15 protein-coding genes and 2 pseudogenes are annotated in these 15,422 nt (G+C 68.1%); 7 read left to right on the forward strand and 10 right to left on the reverse strand.

Annotated features, from left to right (window positions below; translation table 11 throughout):
* Nucleotides 1-64 precede the first annotated feature (64 nt).
* A complete protein-coding gene (locus WMF31_RS08805) occupies nucleotides 65-904 on the forward strand; it encodes an ISAs1 family transposase (RefSeq protein WP_436601509.1) in 840 nt (279 codons plus the stop codon).
* A gap of 203 nt (nucleotides 905-1,107) precedes the next feature.
* Here the strand turns inward: WMF31_RS08805 and WMF31_RS08810 are convergent, their stop codons facing one another.
* Complete coding sequence (locus WMF31_RS08810; RefSeq protein ID WP_436601510.1) at nucleotides 1,108-1,398, reverse strand: hypothetical protein; 291 nt, start codon at nucleotides 1,396-1,398, stop codon at nucleotides 1,108-1,110.
* A 225-nt stretch (nucleotides 1,399-1,623) separates the two neighbouring features.
* Between WMF31_RS08810 and istA the strand changes: the two genes are divergently transcribed.
* Nucleotides 1,624-3,054, forward strand: a complete 1,431-nt coding sequence (gene istA, locus WMF31_RS08815; protein WP_436601511.1) for an IS21 family transposase — start codon at nucleotides 1,624-1,626, stop codon at nucleotides 3,052-3,054.
* Nucleotides 3,055-3,130: 76 nt separating this feature from the next.
* Here istA and WMF31_RS08820 read toward each other — a convergent pair whose 3' ends face one another.
* From WMF31_RS08820 to WMF31_RS08835, 4 genes and pseudogenes are all read right to left on the reverse strand, one after another.
* Nucleotides 3,131-3,400, reverse strand: coding sequence for a hypothetical protein (locus tag WMF31_RS08820; RefSeq protein WP_129348459.1), 270 nt, complete (start codon nucleotides 3,398-3,400; stop codon nucleotides 3,131-3,133).
* Nucleotides 3,397-4,233, reverse strand: coding sequence for an ExeA family protein (locus WMF31_RS08825; protein ID WP_129348457.1), 837 nt, complete (start codon nucleotides 4,231-4,233; stop codon nucleotides 3,397-3,399). Before WMF31_RS08825 ends, WMF31_RS08820 begins: the two co-directional genes overlap by 4 nt.
* An 86-nt stretch (nucleotides 4,234-4,319) precedes the next feature.
* Nucleotides 4,320-5,729: pseudogene (locus tag WMF31_RS08830) on the reverse strand (IS481 family transposase); the annotation flags it as partial.
* Between the two features lie 100 nt (nucleotides 5,730-5,829).
* Nucleotides 5,830-6,519, reverse strand: coding sequence for a hypothetical protein (locus tag WMF31_RS08835; RefSeq protein WP_129348455.1), 690 nt, complete (start codon nucleotides 6,517-6,519; stop codon nucleotides 5,830-5,832).
* A gap of 374 nt (nucleotides 6,520-6,893) precedes the next feature.
* On the opposite strand from WMF31_RS08835, the gene WMF31_RS08840 reads away from it, so the two are divergent.
* Nucleotides 6,894-7,439, forward strand: coding sequence for a hypothetical protein (locus tag WMF31_RS08840; protein WP_129350277.1), 546 nt, complete (start codon nucleotides 6,894-6,896; stop codon nucleotides 7,437-7,439).
* 571 nt (nucleotides 7,440-8,010) lie between these two features.
* A complete protein-coding gene (locus tag WMF31_RS08845; RefSeq protein ID WP_436601512.1) occupies nucleotides 8,011-8,292 on the forward strand; it encodes a hypothetical protein in 282 nt (93 codons plus the stop codon).
* A gap of 573 nt (nucleotides 8,293-8,865) precedes the next feature.
* Here WMF31_RS08845 and tnpC read toward each other — a convergent pair.
* The 4 genes and pseudogenes from tnpC to WMF31_RS08865 all read right to left on the reverse strand — a co-directional run.
* Nucleotides 8,866-10,470 (reverse strand): IS66 family transposase, encoded by a 1,605-nt coding sequence (gene tnpC, locus WMF31_RS08850; RefSeq protein WP_436600135.1) that lies wholly within the window; start codon nucleotides 10,468-10,470, stop codon nucleotides 8,866-8,868.
* Nucleotides 10,471-10,590: 120 nt separating this feature from the next.
* Nucleotides 10,591-10,962: an IS66 family insertion sequence element accessory protein TnpB gene (gene tnpB / locus WMF31_RS08855; RefSeq protein WP_436600136.1), complete on the reverse strand. Its 372-nt coding sequence runs from the start codon at nucleotides 10,960-10,962 to the stop codon at nucleotides 10,591-10,593.
* Nucleotides 10,959-11,300 (reverse strand): IS66 family insertion sequence element accessory protein TnpA, encoded by a 342-nt coding sequence (tnpA, locus tag WMF31_RS08860; protein WP_436600137.1) that lies wholly within the window; start codon nucleotides 11,298-11,300, stop codon nucleotides 10,959-10,961. Before tnpA ends, tnpB begins: the two co-directional genes overlap by 4 nt.
* A 236-nt stretch (nucleotides 11,301-11,536) precedes the next feature.
* Nucleotides 11,537-12,876 (reverse strand): annotated as a pseudogene (locus tag WMF31_RS08865) (IS3 family transposase); the annotation flags it as partial.
* Nucleotides 12,877-13,230: 354 nt separating this feature from the next.
* Here WMF31_RS08865 and WMF31_RS08870 point away from each other — a divergent pair.
* Nucleotides 13,231-13,500 (forward strand): hypothetical protein, encoded by a 270-nt coding sequence (locus tag WMF31_RS08870; RefSeq protein WP_436601513.1) that lies wholly within the window; start codon nucleotides 13,231-13,233, stop codon nucleotides 13,498-13,500.
* Nucleotides 13,501-13,846: 346 nt separating this feature from the next.
* On the opposite strand, the gene WMF31_RS08875 is transcribed toward WMF31_RS08870, so the two are convergent.
* Nucleotides 13,847-14,167: a hypothetical protein gene (locus WMF31_RS08875; protein ID WP_436601514.1), complete on the reverse strand. Its 321-nt coding sequence runs from the start codon at nucleotides 14,165-14,167 to the stop codon at nucleotides 13,847-13,849.
* Between the two features lie 362 nt (nucleotides 14,168-14,529).
* Here WMF31_RS08875 and WMF31_RS08880 point away from each other — a divergent pair, with 362 nt between their 5' ends.
* The gene (locus WMF31_RS08880) at nucleotides 14,530-14,697 is read left to right on the forward strand and encodes a hypothetical protein (protein WP_436601515.1); all 168 of its coding nucleotides are present in this window, start codon (nucleotides 14,530-14,532) and stop codon (nucleotides 14,695-14,697) included.
* Between the two features lie 76 nt (nucleotides 14,698-14,773).
* On the forward strand, nucleotides 14,774-15,412 hold the full coding sequence (locus WMF31_RS08885; RefSeq protein WP_436601516.1) for a hypothetical protein: 639 nt from the start codon (nucleotides 14,774-14,776) through the stop codon (nucleotides 15,410-15,412).
* Nucleotides 15,413-15,422 lie beyond the last annotated feature (10 nt).

The raw sequence follows: 15,422 nt of genomic DNA on the forward strand, positions 1-15,422 counted from the left end.
CGTGGCCGGCTGGTCGGGGCTGGCGGCCGAACACAGCGACATGTCGTGTGGCAGATCTCGGGGCATGGCACCGTTCATCGAGCACTTCGCGTCGCTGCCCGACCCGCGCGTCGTCGGGCGATCTGACCACAAACTGCTGGACATCATTGCCATCGCTATCCTCGGCACGATCTGCGGGGCGGAGGGCTGGGACGACTTCGCCGACTTCGGTGAGTGCAAGCATGGCTGGCTGAAGACGTTTCTGGACCTGCCGGCAGGCATCCCGAGCGCTGATACGTTCCCTCGGGTCCTGAGCGCGCTCGACCCCGAGGCGTTCAGCGCTTGCTTCGTGGCCTGGATGCAGGCGCTGGTCGGCTCGCCCGACGGTAAGCTGGTGGCGATCGATGGCAAGACGGCTCGCCGATCGTTCGACCGTGCCGCCGAGCGCTCGCCGCTGCACCTGGTCAGCGCCTGGGTTCACCAGAACAGCCTGACGCTCGGTCAGGTGGCGACCGACCCCGAGTCGAACGAGATCACGGCCATCCCGAAACTGCTCGGCATGCTGAATCTTCGAGGTGCCACGGTGACCATCGACGCCATGGGAACCCAGAAGGAAATTGCCCAGGGAATTGTCGACAGGGGAGCCGCCTATCTGCTCGCTCTCAAAGCGAATCAGACCAAGCTCTATGAGCAAGTCGCTCAGATCTTCTCCGAGGCCGGCACCGGCTTCTTTTCGCTTGTAAAGCACACGGTGCACGAGACGGTCGAAGAGGGACACGGGAGGCGTGAGCGGCGGCGCGTCTGGACCACGACGGACCTGAGCCGGATCACGGAGGCACCGAAGTGGCCGGGCCTGCGGAGCATCACGATGGTCGAACGGGAACGCCAGGCCGGCCCCGGCGGTGAGCTCACGTCCTGTCGGTGATCATCGCGTCCCGCGTCCGATCGGTGAAGACCGCGGCCGCGTGATCGCCAGCGTTCACCGTTCACCGCCCGCACCACCTGCGCCGATCTGGGCCCCGCTCGCCTCCGCAGCGTAGACGTTGGGCCCGCCGAAAAGTCGAAGGCCCGAGGGCTGCCACCCTCGGGCCTTCTGGAGCTCCGCCTTGTCGGAGTCCCCCACCCTCATCACAAGCCGGGCTCCAGGTCCAGAAATCGGCGGCATGGAGCTCGTTGCCTTCGTCCACCTACCGCCTCGCCCTCTGCGCCTGCTGCCGCGTCCAGCTTCGCCTCTGCCGTCGCTGCGATCGCGGCCAGCGCCTCTGCCTCGACTGCCGCCCGCTCCGGCGTCGTGAGTCGCTCCGCCGCGCCGGCGCCGCCTATCGGACCCGGCTTCGCGCTCGCCGCCTCCATGCCGCTCGCCAGGCCCGGTACCGCGAGCGGCAGCGGGACAAGTTCTCGGCGCAGAAAGTGACGCATCACAGGGTGACGGAAGCCGCGGCCGCGTCGATGTCCCAGGTCGCGCCGGAGATCACCCCCGGCCGAAAGGACAACGATGACGATCGGATCCGAGATGTCGGCCGCTGCTCGCTCTGCGGAGCGCGGCTTCCACACTGGGCCATGCGCGAGCGGCGCGCTCGGCCAGCTCTCCACCGACGCGCTCCCCGCGTCCCACGAGGGCCACCGCGGTGACGGGAGGTGGCGGTGATCGCCAAGGAGAAGGAGGCCGAGATCCTGCGCCTCTACCACGGCGAAAAGTGGCCCGTTGGCACCATCGCCGGCCAGCTCGGGCTGCACCACACCACCGTGCAGCGCGTGCTCGGGCAAGCGGGCGTCGACCCGAAGGTCGTCGCGCCGCGCCCGTCCATGGTCGACCCGTTCGTGCCGTTCATCGTCGAGCAGCTCGGCAAGTATCCCTCGCTGCGCTCGAGTCGCCTCTTCGTCATGCTCAAGGAGCGCGGTTATCCGGGCGGTCCGGATCATCTGCGCCGGGTGATCTGCCGCCTCCGCCCCAAGAAGCCGGCCGAGGCATTCCAGCGGCTCCGCACGCTGCCCGGCGAGCAAGCGCAGGTCGACTGGGCGCACTTCGGCAAGCTGGCTATCGGCCGGGCTCGGCGACCGCTCTGGGCCTTCGTCATGGTGCTCAGTTACTCGCGGCGGATCTTCCTGCGCTTCTTCCCGGGCGCGGCGATGCCCTTCTTCGTGCGCGGGCACGTCGAGGCGTTCGCCGAGTTCGACGGTGTTCCACGCGTGCTGCTCTACGACAACCTCAAGAGCGCCGTCGTGGAGCGCCACGGCGACGCGATCCGGTTCCACCCCATGCTGCTGGATCTCTCGGCGCATTACCGCTTCGAGCCGCGCCCCGTCGCCGTCGCCCGCGGTAACGAGAAGGGCCGCGTCGAGCGCGCCATCCGCTACGTCCGCGAGGCGTTCTTCGAGGCCCGGACCTACGCCGACCTTGACGATCTCAACCGACAAGCGGCCGAGTGGACCAGCTCCGCGGCGCTCGATCGCTCCTGGGTCGAGGACCGCGCCCGCACCGTGCGCCAGGCCTTCGACGATGAGCGCAGCGTCCTCTTGCAATACCCCGACACGCCGTTTCCGGCCCACGAGCGCGTCGAGGTCGAGGTTGGAAAGACCCCCTATGCGCGCTTCGATCTCAACGACTACTCCGTCCCCCACGACCGGACGCGCCGCACGCTGGTCGTCTTCGCCGACCTCGAACAGGTGCGCATCGCCGACGGCAACGAGATCGTCGCGACCCACGCCCGTTCGTGGGATCGCGGTCAGCAGATCGAGCAGCCTGAGCACATTCAGCGCCTCGTCGATGAGAAGCGCCGCGCCCGCGAGCACCGCGGCCTCGATCGCCTTGCCCGCGCCGCCCGCAGCAGCCAGGCCTTCCTTCGCGTCATCGCCGAGCGCGGCGGCAACGTCGGCAGCGCGATCGCCCGGCTTCTGCAGATGCTCGACGCCGTCGGCGCCGCAGAGCTCGAAGAGGCCCTCGTCGAGGTGCTCGAGCGCGACACGATCCACGTCGGTGCCGTCCGCCAGGTGATCGACCGCCGCCGCTCCGAGCGCTGCCTGCCCCCTCCGGTCTCGATCCCCGTCACGCGCGGCCAGCACGCCAACGTCTGAGCATAACCACGAGAATTGAGGGGCTCTTGCGCACGGAGCTTGAGGGACGCGGAGCGTCAAGCGGGTAGCTTGCGCGTCAGAAGGGGATGCCGTCATCGTCGGGTTGTTCGAGGACGCGGTGGACGGCCGAGCGGTAGGAGCGGATGGCGCCGCGGAGCGAGCGGATCTGGACGAGCAGATGGCGTGCCGCGCACAGCGTAGGCGGCTCCGTCGGCTCGGCGAGCGTGTCGAGGGTCGGGTGCTCGAGCCGGAGCGCGGTGGAGACGGCATCGAGCGCAGCGGAGAGCAGCCGCAGCTCCAGGAGCTCGCGCGCGGCGTAGAGCCTGCGGCGGACCGAGGGGCTCATCGCTTCTTCGTCGATGCTTTCGGGCGCTGGGGCGGAGAGAAGACCTCGAGGTAGAGCTTCTCGTCGAGCCGTGGCAGGCCGCGGTCGGCGCCGGCGGCGAGCAGCTCGTCGCAGAGGTTCATCAGGATGCGGTAGTTGCCAGCGGCGTGATCGACGAGGGTGGCCTTCAGCTCCGGGGTCATCAAGGCGAGGTTGCCGGCGGCCTCGAGGAGATGGTCGAGACAGGCGGTGAGATCGTCGCGGGAGGCGTAATCGAGGTGGAGGCGGCGGCGGATGCGGCTGCCGAGGGGCAAGAGCTCGGGGGTACGCAGCCGCTCGGGCAGGCGGCCGTCGCCGGCGAAGATGACGCAGAGCAGCTGGCGAGCGTCGAAGTCCTTGCTGGCGAGGATGCGCAGCTCGCAGAGCACCTGAGTGAGCGCCTCCTGCGCCTCATCGAGGATGAGCACGGGGCGGCTGCGCGTCGTGCTGATGTGCTCGCTCCAGCGCGTCCGCAGCGCCTTGAAGCCGCCCCAGCGGTTATGGGCGCTCAGGGGCACGCCGAAGAGCTCGCCGAGCTCACGATAGAAGTCGGGCACGCGGCTCTGCGGGTGCTCGATGGTCCCGACCGTCACGTCAGGCAAGGTGCCGAGGTGCTCACGCACGAGCCTGAGCGCGACGCTCTTGCCGGTGCCGGGGTCGCCGGTGACGAGCGCGAAGCCGCCGTCGGTGACGCCGCTCTCGACGCGCCGCAGGAAGGTGTGGACCTGTGGCGTGACGTGGAGCGCCTCGACGGGGAGGTCGGGTCGGAAGGGGTTGAAGATGAGACTGTAGAGGGACAGAATCTTCGAGGTCATGAGAGGGCCTCCTCCGTCGATTCAAGACAAGGATCTTGGTTCGCTGGGTCGAGCGCGGCGCCATCCTCGGGAGCGCCGTCCTGCCCGCCGTCGTCGAGCGCCAGGTACGCAGGCGGCAACCCGGTGGCGGCGTACTCGGCCATCAGCGCCTTGAGGTGCGGCGCGATCCCGGAGCGCCGCGGCGCCGGCGCGGGCTCGGAGAGCGCGCGGCGCGCGCGATCGGCGTTCTTGACCTTGTCGAGCGGCCGGAGCGTGGTGAGGTGAGCGCCGGTGCGCGGGTCGACCAGATCGACATGGCTGAGGTCCCAGCGCGCCACGCGAAGGCGGAGCCGGTTCAGGGTGCGATAGGCAGAGGGGACCTCGTAGCGCACGCCGCACGCCGTCACGGTCCCATCGCTTTTGCGCTGGGTACGCGTGATCTCCATGCGAAAGGCGCGGCGCAGCTCCTCGGAGCCAGGGCTGGGCCGGCCGACGTCGGGACCGCGAAGGTAGCGTTCCAGCGGCGCCTCCTTGAGCTCGCTATGGACAGCGCGGTGGTACTCCTGCTCGATCCATGCCTGGGTGGCCTGGTTGAGCAGGCTGAGGGTCAACCCCTCGACGCCCTCGAGCATGGCGAGCAGGCGCTTTTCGATCGGGCCCCAGAAGGACTCTTGTTTGCCGTTCTGGGCGGGCGTGCGGGGCATCGTGTTGAAGTTGACGATGCCGAGGCGCAAGAGCCCCTCCGTGGTCTCGGCGGCGACCATCTGCGAGCCGTTGTCGTCGAGCAGGGCGCGCGGCAGTCCTCGCTTCTGGATCCCCTGCGAGAGCGCATGCACCAGGGCTTGCGTGTTCTCCTTGTAGTACCACTGCCCGTGGCAGCAGACCCGCGAGGCATCGTCGAGTACGCCGAGCATGACCGGCTTCACCCACGCGCCGGACGGGTGGAGCACCTTGAGCGAGCCCTTGTGGAAGTCGAGGTGCCACAGCCCGTTGACATGCTCGACCTCGAAGGACCTGACCTCGCGGGGCACGTAGCCCTCGCCCCGGGCGATACGGGTCTGCCGCTTCTTCTTCGTCAGGCCCTGGTCCTTCATGAAGCGGCAGATCGTCGCGTAACCGGGGAGCTTCCCGAGCGATGGATCCTGCTTCGCGCTCGCACAGAGGTTGTCATAGTGGAGCTGGTAACTCCAGGTCTCGTGCTCGGCGTGCTGCTTGCCGAGCGCGGCGGCGAGAGCCGGCGTGACGCTCGGATGGGTGCCGGCGTGCTTGGGCACCTTGCGTGCGAGCGCCCGAAACGGGTCGAGCTCGCTGCGCGCGGCGTAGTACCACCGCTCGATCGTCTTGGCGGAGAAACAGACCGTCTCGCCGGTCGTCGGGTGATGCCAGGGGCGGCCGGAGAGCTCGGCGATGGTCTCGCCGAGCCGCCCCCGCACCGCCGGCGAGGCGAGCAGCGGTCCGATGATCGAAAGGCGCAGACGTGCCCATCGCACGCGCGCTGGCGTGTCTTCGTGGCTCATGGGTCCTCTCCGCGGGCAGGGTCATCTGTCCGTGCGCCGCGAGGGAAACCCTACGCCAACCTGCGAATCCCTTCATTTTACATCTTCTGCGTGCCCCTCATCAGGCCCCAGCGCTCCTCAGAAATCGTGCGCCGTCAGCGACAGACCCCGTGCTCAGCGGCGCCAGCAGCTTGAGCAGCGCCGTGACCTGCTCGACGGCGCTGCCGGTCAGCCGCTCGAGCAGCGAGCAGGGCAGTCTCGCCGCGTCCACGGGCGAGGCGAGCAGCCCGCGCAACGCCACGAACAGGCCCGTGACCGGCAACTCCGTCTGCCACCACCTCGACCACCGCCCGAGCGTCCGCGCCGGGACCTGCGTCGCCGGGGTCCGTCTCGGCGAGGCCTGCGCCGGCGCGACCTCTGCCGGCGGCACGTCTGCCGGCGGGACCTGCGCCGGCGGACACGCCGTCGTGCGCCGCAAAAGCGCGCTCGCGCTCGCGACGATGACGACCGCGCCGAGGTAGACGCGCCGGCCCAGAAAGACGACCGACGGCGGCGTGCGCCGCCGCCGGCACCCCTCCCGGCGGCAGCAGTAGCTGATCCTTCGCACCGGCGGCTCCGCGGTCGCCGCGATGAAGCGATCGCCGCGGGGCTTGCGGTCATAGTCGCTACGATCCAGCGGGCCGCCGCACCGCGGGCACCCCGCCCGCGCCACCTGCCGCGCGATCTCCTGGTCGATCTCCTGGAGGCATGAGAAAAATTTGTCCCCGAGGACAAAGGCGAGCCAGCATGCATCCTCTCCGGTCTTCCACACCCGGAGCGGGCCCTCTCGGACGACTTATGGCAAGTTTTCTGAGGGGGCTTCGTCTTTTGTTCCTCGGCAAACCTGATCGGAATCGAGCGAACGCCCCTCCATCTTGAAGGCGCTGCTCAGACGCCATCGCGGGTTCGATTCCTCCCGTACCCTCTCGTGCCCTCTCGTGAAGTCTCGTGCCCTGACGTCGGGGCACACGGAGGTCACACGGAGACAAACGAACCCAGGACGATGCTCGTAAGCACTGGTTGGAGCCCCTCCGGGCCAGCGCACGGCTCGCCGTAGGCGTGGTGACAGTGTGGACATAATTGGGTCCTGGATTACCGGTTGACGCCGGCTTCCAGCAGGAGGACGGTGCCCATGGGGGGTGAAGCATGGGCCACGGGCCGAAGAGGCAGGCGAAGGCGCTCGTGCTGTGCGTCTGTGCCTGCGCGCTCGTCGTCGTTCCGGCGCCGGCAAGGGCGTTCGAGCTCAGCGGTGGCGTGAGCGTGGGCGGGTTCCAGATCGGGACTGGCCCGAGGCTCGCGCTGAGCCCCTTCGGCGGATTGCTCTGGCGCCGAGAGAAGGATTTCCAGATCGAGCTCCACAACATGTTCAGCGTCGTTCCTGGCTCTCGCGTCGGGATCTACGATCGAACAGCAATCTCCCTCGTGTACGCCTGGAAGACGGGCAAGGCGAGCCTCGGGCCATCCGTGTCGATCTACGCGATGCCGGTGTGCGGCCCCATGAGCTGCAACCGAGTGGTGGGGGTTGCTCCGGGCGGTCACGCCCAGGCCGACTGGTACTTCTCCGAGCCCCTGGGCGTGTCCGTGAGCGCTAACCTGGATTGGGCTGGTGGAGATAGTCGTGTGCTTCATGGTAGCTGGGTGGCGATGGTCGCTGCTGGGCCTGTTTGGAGATTTGGGGGAGAGTCGAAATGAACAGAGCTTTTGCGGTCCTGCTTGTCGGTCTTATCGCTGGTCTTGTCGCTTGCAATTTCGACGTCGGTGAGTGCTGGCTTCCCGGTGATGAAACGAGCGGTGCCGGCGGCGGCATCATCTACCCGACGGGGGCAGGAGGCTTCGGCAACGTGCCGCGGAAGCCGCAAAGCACCGACGGTAACTATGGTTCCTATGATCTGTGCGCCTCGCAAACGGTGACGTGTACGGTCACATGGAAGGCCGGCTCGAGCATCTGTGGTGGAAGCGCAGCTACCTGCACGACCCTGTACCAGGGCAAGCATGCGTCACTCGATGAAGCCAAGGACTATTGCGAGATGGCCTACGGAGTCGGGAAGAGCTCCGAAGCGCAGTCTTGCGGCTCTTGCGAGTGGGGGACAGGCTCAAGGTCGTCCGACTGCAAAGAGGCATGTAAGGAGAAGTGTGACAGAATTCATGATCGATGCCACGAAGACTGCAACAAGTATGACCGCACTCAAAGCTGTCGCAAGAAGTGCAACGACGAGTATTCCTCGTGCCTCAGGGATTGTGACCGAAAGTGCTAGGAGGACCAATGCTGGAGCTCACCACGACATTTACACCCGCGGACGGGAGCTCGCCTCGAACCATCACACTCCGGATCAGTGACGTGCGTCCGGATCCAGATGGCTTCACGTGGTCCGTGGCCGTTGACGTGCTTGGATTCCAGTATGACGACAGTGTGCGCCTGAAACAGGTGGACTGGGCGGCTGCGATTGAGGACGCAGGGCGATTCATCAAGAGGATGGTGGCAGACAAGGTGGAGCTTGCGGGCGGAGGAACGCTCAACCCGCCCATTTTTCCTCCGGAAACATAGACCTTCGACGATGCGGCGCGGCGACCATAGGGCCGGCCGCATCCGTACCCGCGGCAGCGCGGGAGCACGTCCTCGCGAGCAGCGACCTCGCCGAGCTGGACCGCTGGGTGTTGATGATCTCGGTAACCCGCGGGAATTCGGTGAAGTTCACCGGTGAAATCCGCAGCCGGTGCCGATGGAGACCACGCCGGATGCCGGTGAAGTTCACGTATCCGTTCTGTAGACCCCATCCTCGCGAGGTGCGTGCCGCCGCCGTAGATTCGCGACGCGATGCCAGAGCAAGAGCGGCCTGCGACGAAGGGAGGCTGGGCGCAGCAGCGAGCGGGGGACGCGGCGGTCGACGCCGACATCGCCGCCCGAGTGCAGGTCGCCCGCAGCCGCACGGCGGCGAAGCCGCGTGCCGCCGATGCCTCTGCCGAGCCCGAGTCGTCGACGCGGCGCCGGCGGCCACGCGCCGGCCGAGCGAGGGCCGAAGAGGCGGCACCAGCGCGTCAACGCCGGCGAGCCGCGAGTCTGGCGGCCGGCAACGGTGCGTCCGTGCCCGCGGCAGCGGATGGCGAGGCCGAGCAGCGATCAGCTCGGGGCTGCGGCCGGCGCCCGAGACCACGGACTGGCCGCGAGCCGTTGCCGAGTGTCAGCGTTCTCGAGGGTCTGCTTCCAGGACTTGGGAGCGAGCTCGATGACCCGCTCGTGAGGCCAGGTTGGCAGCAGGATCAGCACATCGCGCAAGTAAGCCCAGGGCTCGATGCCGTGCAGCGCACAGGAGGCGATGAGCGACACGATGGTGGTGTTCCACTCGGCGCCGTCCTGGCTGCCCACGAAGAGCCAGTTCTTCCTGCCCACGGCTTCACGGCGGAGCTCGAGCTCGCTCCGGTTGTTGTCCAGGCGGAGCTGACCATCCTCGAGGAAGCGAGTGAGTGCGACCCATTGGTTGAGCGCGTAGCCGATGGCGCCGGCGATGGGGCTCCTCGGCAGGACGAGCAGGTCCTCTGTCTCAAGCCAGGCGCGGAAGGCCACGAGCACGGGCTCGGCATCCGTCCGGCGCTGCTCGGTTCGACGGTTCGGAGACAGCTTCTTGGTCGCCTTGTCGATCGCGTAGAGCTTGCGGATGAAGCCGATGGCTACCGTCGCGCGGTCTCGGTCGGAGGTCATCGCCTCGAAGAACTTCCGCCGGCAATGGGCCCAGCAACCGACCTCGGTCACCTTTTCGGTGCGGAAGAGCTGCTCGTAGACGCTCGAGGCGTCGGCCTGAACATAGCCCTTGTAGCCGCGAAGGAACTCTTTGGGGCCATCCTGGTTGTGATGGGGCGTGAACCGGAACAGGACGTGATCCCGGTCCGCCACCAGGACCCAGAAGTGGCCCCGCCGGCACTTCTCCTTTGCTTGCACGAGCACGCCGGTGGCGTCGATGGCGATGCAGTGCGCATTCAGGGCGTCCTTGGCCATCGCCCCGACGAGGATCGCGAGCTGGTCGGCGCACGACTCGACCCAGCCGCACAGCGTCGAGCGCGACAGGTGAACGCCCCAGCGCTCGAACATCTTCTCCAGCCGGTTGAGCGGCAAGTGATCCGCGTACTTGCTCACCAGCACGTGCGCGAGCAACCCCGGACCGGCGAGGCTGCGCGGGATGGGGCTGTCGGGGACGTCCGCAATCGTGATACCTTGCTCGGGCTCACCCTTGACCGCGAACTTCGGCCTCACGATCTGCAGCCGCACGAAGCTCGCGGGCCGCCACTCCAGCGTCTCCGACACCTCCTCGCCGATACGGACAAGCGTGGTTGCGCGTTCATCCTGCGCCTCCGGCGGCAACAGCTCGATCCGCTCGACAGGCAGATGCTCGGGCAGGCGCTGCCGCCCGTGCGGGCGGGCCTGGCGCTTCTTGTCCCCGCCTCCGGAGGAGCCGTTCGGCGCCGCGCCATCGTGGCCGTCCGGCGAGCTGGTCGCGCCCGCGTCCGGCTGCGCACCGGCGCCCGCGAGCATCTGCACGATCGCGTCGAAGGCGAGCTGCATCTGCGCTGGGTCGACGTGCTCGGCCTTCTGGCCGAAGATGTGCCGGCGAAGCCGCTCCAGCTCGATGCTGGCGAGCTCGTAGAGCTTGCGGTACTCGTCCCGTTCGTGGGAAGCGCGCGCAAGCTTGTCCTTGAGCTCACGAATCTGCTCCTCGAGCGGCTTGCTCACGGCGCCGTAAGTACTCGTGAGCTCATGTTTTTTGAAGAGGATTGTTGAGGAAAATTACTACCTCTCACGGGAATGCAGCTATCGATGCACCCCGGAAGCATGCAGAGCTCTCGGGTAGGATCAGGGCGCTGGAGGCGGTGCAGCCTCGGCGAGCCGGACCTCTCGCCGCAGCTTCGAGGGCGAAAGCGCGATGCCTTCAAGGATCTTCGCGAGCTCGGCGGCGTCGATGACGACGCTCGTGCCGCCCGGTGTGATCGCGCGCGGGACTCGGAACGTTCCGCGCTCTAGCCTTTTGTAAAGCAGGCAATACCCGCTGCGGTCCCACCACAGGGCCTTGCAGCGGTCGGCTGCCCGGTTGAAGAAGAGGAACAGCGCGCCGGAGAGGGGATCCTGCCGCAGCACCTCGCGCACGACGGCGGCAAGGCCATCGAACGACCGGCGCAGGTCGAGCGGCTCGGTGGCAACGTAGATCGAGACACGGCCCGGGATCATCGCGCACCCCCGAGCGCACGAACGACGCGCGCCAGCGTGGCCTCGTCGAACGACGGCGGGACACGGACGACCGCACCGTCCGGCAAGACGATCTCCAGCGGTGCGCTCGACGAGGGCGCCGTAGCTCCTGCCGGGGCGACCACCACGGGCAGCAGCGCCGGCAGCGTCGCCCCCTCCGAGCGCTGCCGGTGCTCGCTCCGCTTCATGCCCAGCCGGCGGCTCCAGGAGTAGAGCGTGCCGGCGTTGACCCCCTCCTGCTCTGCGAACACGCGGGCGGAGTGCCCGCTCTTGTGCCAGCGCGCCACACGGTCGCGCCAGGTGCGTGTGCTCTCGTCCATCGATACCTCCGGTGCGGTTTTCTACGCAGCCCGCGGAGAATGCCAACAGGTTTGAGACAGGCCGGACGAGAATCCTATGAGGGCATGGCGCTGAGGAGCGCGTTCCGGCTCTGGGCAGCGTCCGGTCGGGGCGGCTGCGGCACGGCGGTGTGCGTGACGCCAGATTCGGGCGCGGCGCGGGTGGTGGCCGTGTGCGTCGGCGCCGCGGCCTCGGAGGCGGCGTCGTCGACGGACAGCGGGTTGATGACTACCGAAGCGGGCGGCCTGCGCACGACGGGCGGCCCGTTTGGGAAGCGTTCCGGATGCGCGGCGTAGGCCGTGTCCAGGGCGACCTGGCGCCGAGCCGCGACATCTTCGACTCGGCCATAGAATACATCAGCAGGTGTGAAGAGCGCAAGTCCAGAATGCTGATGAAGGTCGTTATACCAGGTGAAGAACTCCTGGCACCACGCTCGTGCGTGAGCCAGCGAGGCAAAGCGGTCCGGATAGTCGGGCTGGTACTTGAGCGTCTTGAACTGCGACTCGGAGAAGGCGTTGTCGTCGCTGACGTGAGGCCTGCTGAAGCTACGAACGACGCCGAGCGAGCCGAGGAGCTGGGCGAGCCCCTCCGACCTCATCGCGGAGCCGCGGTCGGCGTGCACCGTGAGCGAGCCGGGCTCGACGTCGTGGCGGGCGACGGTCTCCGCGAACAGGTGCTCGGCGAGCTCTGCGCTCTCGCGCTCGGCGAGCAGCCAGCCGACGGTCATGCGACTGAACAGGTCGAGGACGACGTACAGGCAGTAGAAGACCCCGGGCAGCGGCCCGCGCAGCTTGGTGATGTCCCACGTCCAGATCTGGTTGGGAGCCGTGGCGGTGAGCGTCGGCTTGGCATGCTTCATCGGCCCACGCTGCGCGCGTCGCTCGCCGCTCTCGCCGGACGCCGCGAGCAGGCGGTACATCGTGCGGATGGAGGCGAGATAGACGCCGCGCGACAGCAGCGTCGCATAGACCTCTGGCGGGGGCTGGTCGACGAACTCCTCGCTGTGCAGCACGTCGAGCACGGCTTGCCGTTCGGGGTCGCTGAGCCGGCGTGGGCTCGGAGCGGGCCCGGTCAGCGCGGGCGGCTTCGCGGGCTGGGTCTGCCGGTAAAGCGTGGCGCGGCTGACGCCGAGCGCCGCACACGCCTGGGCGATGGGGACGTGCGGGTCATCGAGCTCCTCGATGACGTCCATCAGCGCTCTTCGTCGGTCGTGAGATTGACACCCAGAATGGCAGAGACTTTTTTTTGGAGGTCGATGAGCTTCTCAGCGAGCGCGAGCTTCTCCTCGAGCCGCGCCGAGCGCTTCTCAAGCTCGGCGATGCGCCGGTCCTTCGCGTCGTGCTTCGGCTTGCGGCCGGGCTTGCGCCCCGCGAGAGCCTCGCTGCCGTGAAGGGCGAGCTGCTTGCGCCACGCCGCCAGGAGGGAGCTGTAGATGCCCTCGCGGCGCAGCAGCGCCTCGATGTCCCCGCGCTCGGTGCACGCGGCCGCCGCGCGAACGATGCGCAGCTTCTCAGCCGCCGAGAACTTCCGCCTCTTGCCCGGCTTCGGCAGGGTCTCGACGGCGACGCCACTCGGGCGGGGAGCAGCGCCCTGCGCCGCTGGGGCGGGGGTAGGATCGACGGATCGGAGATGGGAAGGCTTCGGCACGGGTCAGGTCCATTCTCCGCCCTCTCACCACAGATTTCCAGGGGGAGCCTGTCTCACCCGACGTTGGCACAGAGGGCAGTCTTGCGGCTCTTGCGAGTGGGGGATGGGCGCAAAGTCCGATTGCCGAGAAGCGTGCAAGGAAAAGTGCGATCGGATATTGGATCTGTGCCACAAAAACTGCCCAAAGGGGGACAGGAACTGCAAGAACGAGTGTATGCAAGAATACGGACGATGCCTCAGAGACTGCGACAAGAGGTGCAAGTGATGATCGAGCTAACTTTTAGGGTGACGCCAGACGGCGACAAACCGCGCGACATCTTCGTTCGGATCCATGAGCCAACACGAAGCCCTCCGGAGGAGGAGTGGCCTTGGGCTATCACTGTAGATCTCGATGGGCGCCCATTTACCACACACGGAATGGATCCTCTCGATGCAGTCGAGAGCGGAGCCCGGCACGCCGCGATCGTGTTGCGCGAGATCCATGGCGATGCGCTCGATCCGCCTCTCGAGCCGCGAATGAAGGAGGGCGAATGAGCGACCCGCGGATGCGCTGAGCCTGCCTCGTCGCTGGGACGGAGGCGTACTCGCCTTCGTCCTTCCCCGGGTGCTGCTCGAAGACGGGCGGCTTGCTCGGATGTAAGGCTCGTCTGTGTCGCCTGCCGGGGGGGCACCGGCTGGAGGTCTCCGCGGCCCGCGGCGGCGTGGGAGCGCGTCCTCGCGAGCACCGACCTCGCCGAGCTGGACCGCTGGCTCCGCCGTACCGCGGCTGTCAGCCATGCCCGAGAGCTCCTCGCCACACCGGCCTCGCAGAGGGAACCCCGTGTCCTGAAGTCGGGGCACAGCCCCGCAGGGGGAGGCCCCGCAGGGGGAGGCCCCGTGCTCATGAGGGGGGCGGCCCCTCGTAGGAGCCGACGACGAGCCAGCCGGCGCCGTCGCTCATCAGCCGGAGGCACGCCCACGGGCCGCTATGGCTGAACGTGGGAGCGCCCTCGATGGTCTGCCCTGGCCCCGCGGCGAGCGTGAGCGTCCTGCTCCCTCCGACGACCTCCTTGATCAGGATCGCCGCACCGACGTTCCCCAGGGCCGACGGGAGCGTGATGGTCACCGGGTCGTTCAGGTTGACCTTGACGAGCTCGCCCGGCCGGGCCGTGTAGGTGCTCGTCACGATGGGGCTGACCTGCCAGATCCCCGGGATGAACACGTCGGTCCGGTTCTCGGCGGGGTTGTCGGTGCAGACCGCGCCGACGAAGTTGAGCGCCGGCCGTCGAGGCCGCGAACGACGTCGAGAAGGCGCCCGAGGAGCCCGCCGAGGGCAGCGAGGCCCAGGCGGGCGAGAAGGCCCCGGAGACGGCTGCCGAGAGCCACGAGAACGCCTCCGAGGGGCAGACGGAGGGCAGCGAGGCCCAGGCCGGGCAGCCTGCCGCTGGCAAGCCTGCCGCAAGCAAGAAGGCCAAGGCGGCGAAGGCGCCCAAGGCTCCGCGGGCCAAGAAGACGGTCACCACGGCGACGGGCTTCTGCCTCTGCGGCTGCGGCGCCGAGCTCGGCCCGAAGCGCCGGTTCGCCTTGGGGCACGACGCGAAGCTCCACTCGATCGTGCTGAAGGTCGCCCGCGGGCAGGCGGGCAGGGGCGCGCTCCCCGAAGCCTGCTTCGACAAGTCGAGCGCGACGGTGGCGTACCTGCGCGGAGCGCCCTGGATGACCGACGAGATCCGCGAGGCGATCGGCCTCTGACGGCCTCCGTCGCTGGCTGAGCCCCGGTGTCCCGCGGAAAGCGCGGGCCCGGGGATAGCGGCGTCGGAGGTTTTTAATGCGAACAGCATTCGGTCAAGCACTCACGAGCGCGCGTATCGCAGCAGGTCGCTCCCAGGAGATTCCCGCGCGCCGCCGTTGCATCGAGCTTGCTCGAAGTCTCGACGGCCTCGGCGTGACGAGCAACCAGGACGGCTATCTGGACCTGATCGCCGCGGGGGAGGAACGCCAGCGGGCGCTGGAAATGGGCGCCATGTCCGGTTGCGCTCTCGTCGTTCGAGGGATGTGGAGGCGCCTCGGTGTACATCACCCGATCCTGCGCGCGCCCTACCGCACCGGGCGAGCGGTGGCGGATCTCGTCGAGATCGCCGCGGAATCGGACGCGCTCGTGGAGGTCCGCGAGCGGTTGCCGGCCCTGCATGAAGGCGATGTGGTGATCGTGGGAGGCGGCCCGGAGTACGGCGGCCCCGAGCACGTCTGGACGGCGCTCGACGTGACAGCCCGAGGCTACCCCGACGAGACGACGGCGCTCATCCGTGGGCTCGACGGAGGGCAGCGCGACGAGCACGGGAGGCAGGTAATCCGTGTCGTGCAGCACGAGATATCTGGCGTTCCGCCGAGGGACAGCGGGCGCCGTGTTCGATGGGTGATCGACTTTGGCGTGATGTGGCACCGGTGGGGCCAAGAAGCTACTTGAAGGGAGGAGT

The organism is Sorangium sp. So ce1036 (assembly GCF_051369805.1).
In the GTDB taxonomy this organism is placed as follows: domain Bacteria; phylum Myxococcota_A; class Polyangia; order Polyangiales; family Polyangiaceae; genus Sorangium; species Sorangium cellulosum_F.

Coding starts and splice junctions, on each gene's coding strand:
- WMF31_RS08805 (WP_436601509.1), top strand. CDS start 65: ATGGCACCGTTCATCGAGCACTTCGCGTCGCTGCCCGACCCGCGCGTC.
- WMF31_RS08810 (WP_436601510.1), bottom strand. CDS start 1,398: ATGCGTCACTTTCTGCGCCGAGAACTTGTCCCGCTGCCGCTCGCGGTA.
- WMF31_RS08820 (WP_129348459.1), bottom strand. CDS start 3,400: ATGAGCCCCTCGGTCCGCCGCAGGCTCTACGCCGCGCGCGAGCTCCTG.
- WMF31_RS08825 (WP_129348457.1), bottom strand. CDS start 4,233: ATGACCTCGAAGATTCTGTCCCTCTACAGTCTCATCTTCAACCCCTTC.
- WMF31_RS08840 (WP_129350277.1), top strand. CDS start 6,894: ATGGGCCACGGGCCGAAGAGGCAGGCGAAGGCGCTCGTGCTGTGCGTC.
- WMF31_RS08845 (WP_436601512.1), top strand. CDS start 8,011: ATGCTGGAGCTCACCACGACATTTACACCCGCGGACGGGAGCTCGCCT.
- tnpB (WP_436600136.1), bottom strand. CDS start 10,962: ATGATCCCGGGCCGTGTCTCGATCTACGTTGCCACCGAGCCGCTCGAC.
- tnpA (WP_436600137.1), bottom strand. CDS start 11,300: ATGGACGAGAGCACACGCACCTGGCGCGACCGTGTGGCGCGCTGGCAC.
- WMF31_RS08870 (WP_436601513.1), top strand. CDS start 13,231: ATGATCGAGCTAACTTTTAGGGTGACGCCAGACGGCGACAAACCGCGC.
- WMF31_RS08885 (WP_436601516.1), top strand. CDS start 14,774: ATGCGAACAGCATTCGGTCAAGCACTCACGAGCGCGCGTATCGCAGCA.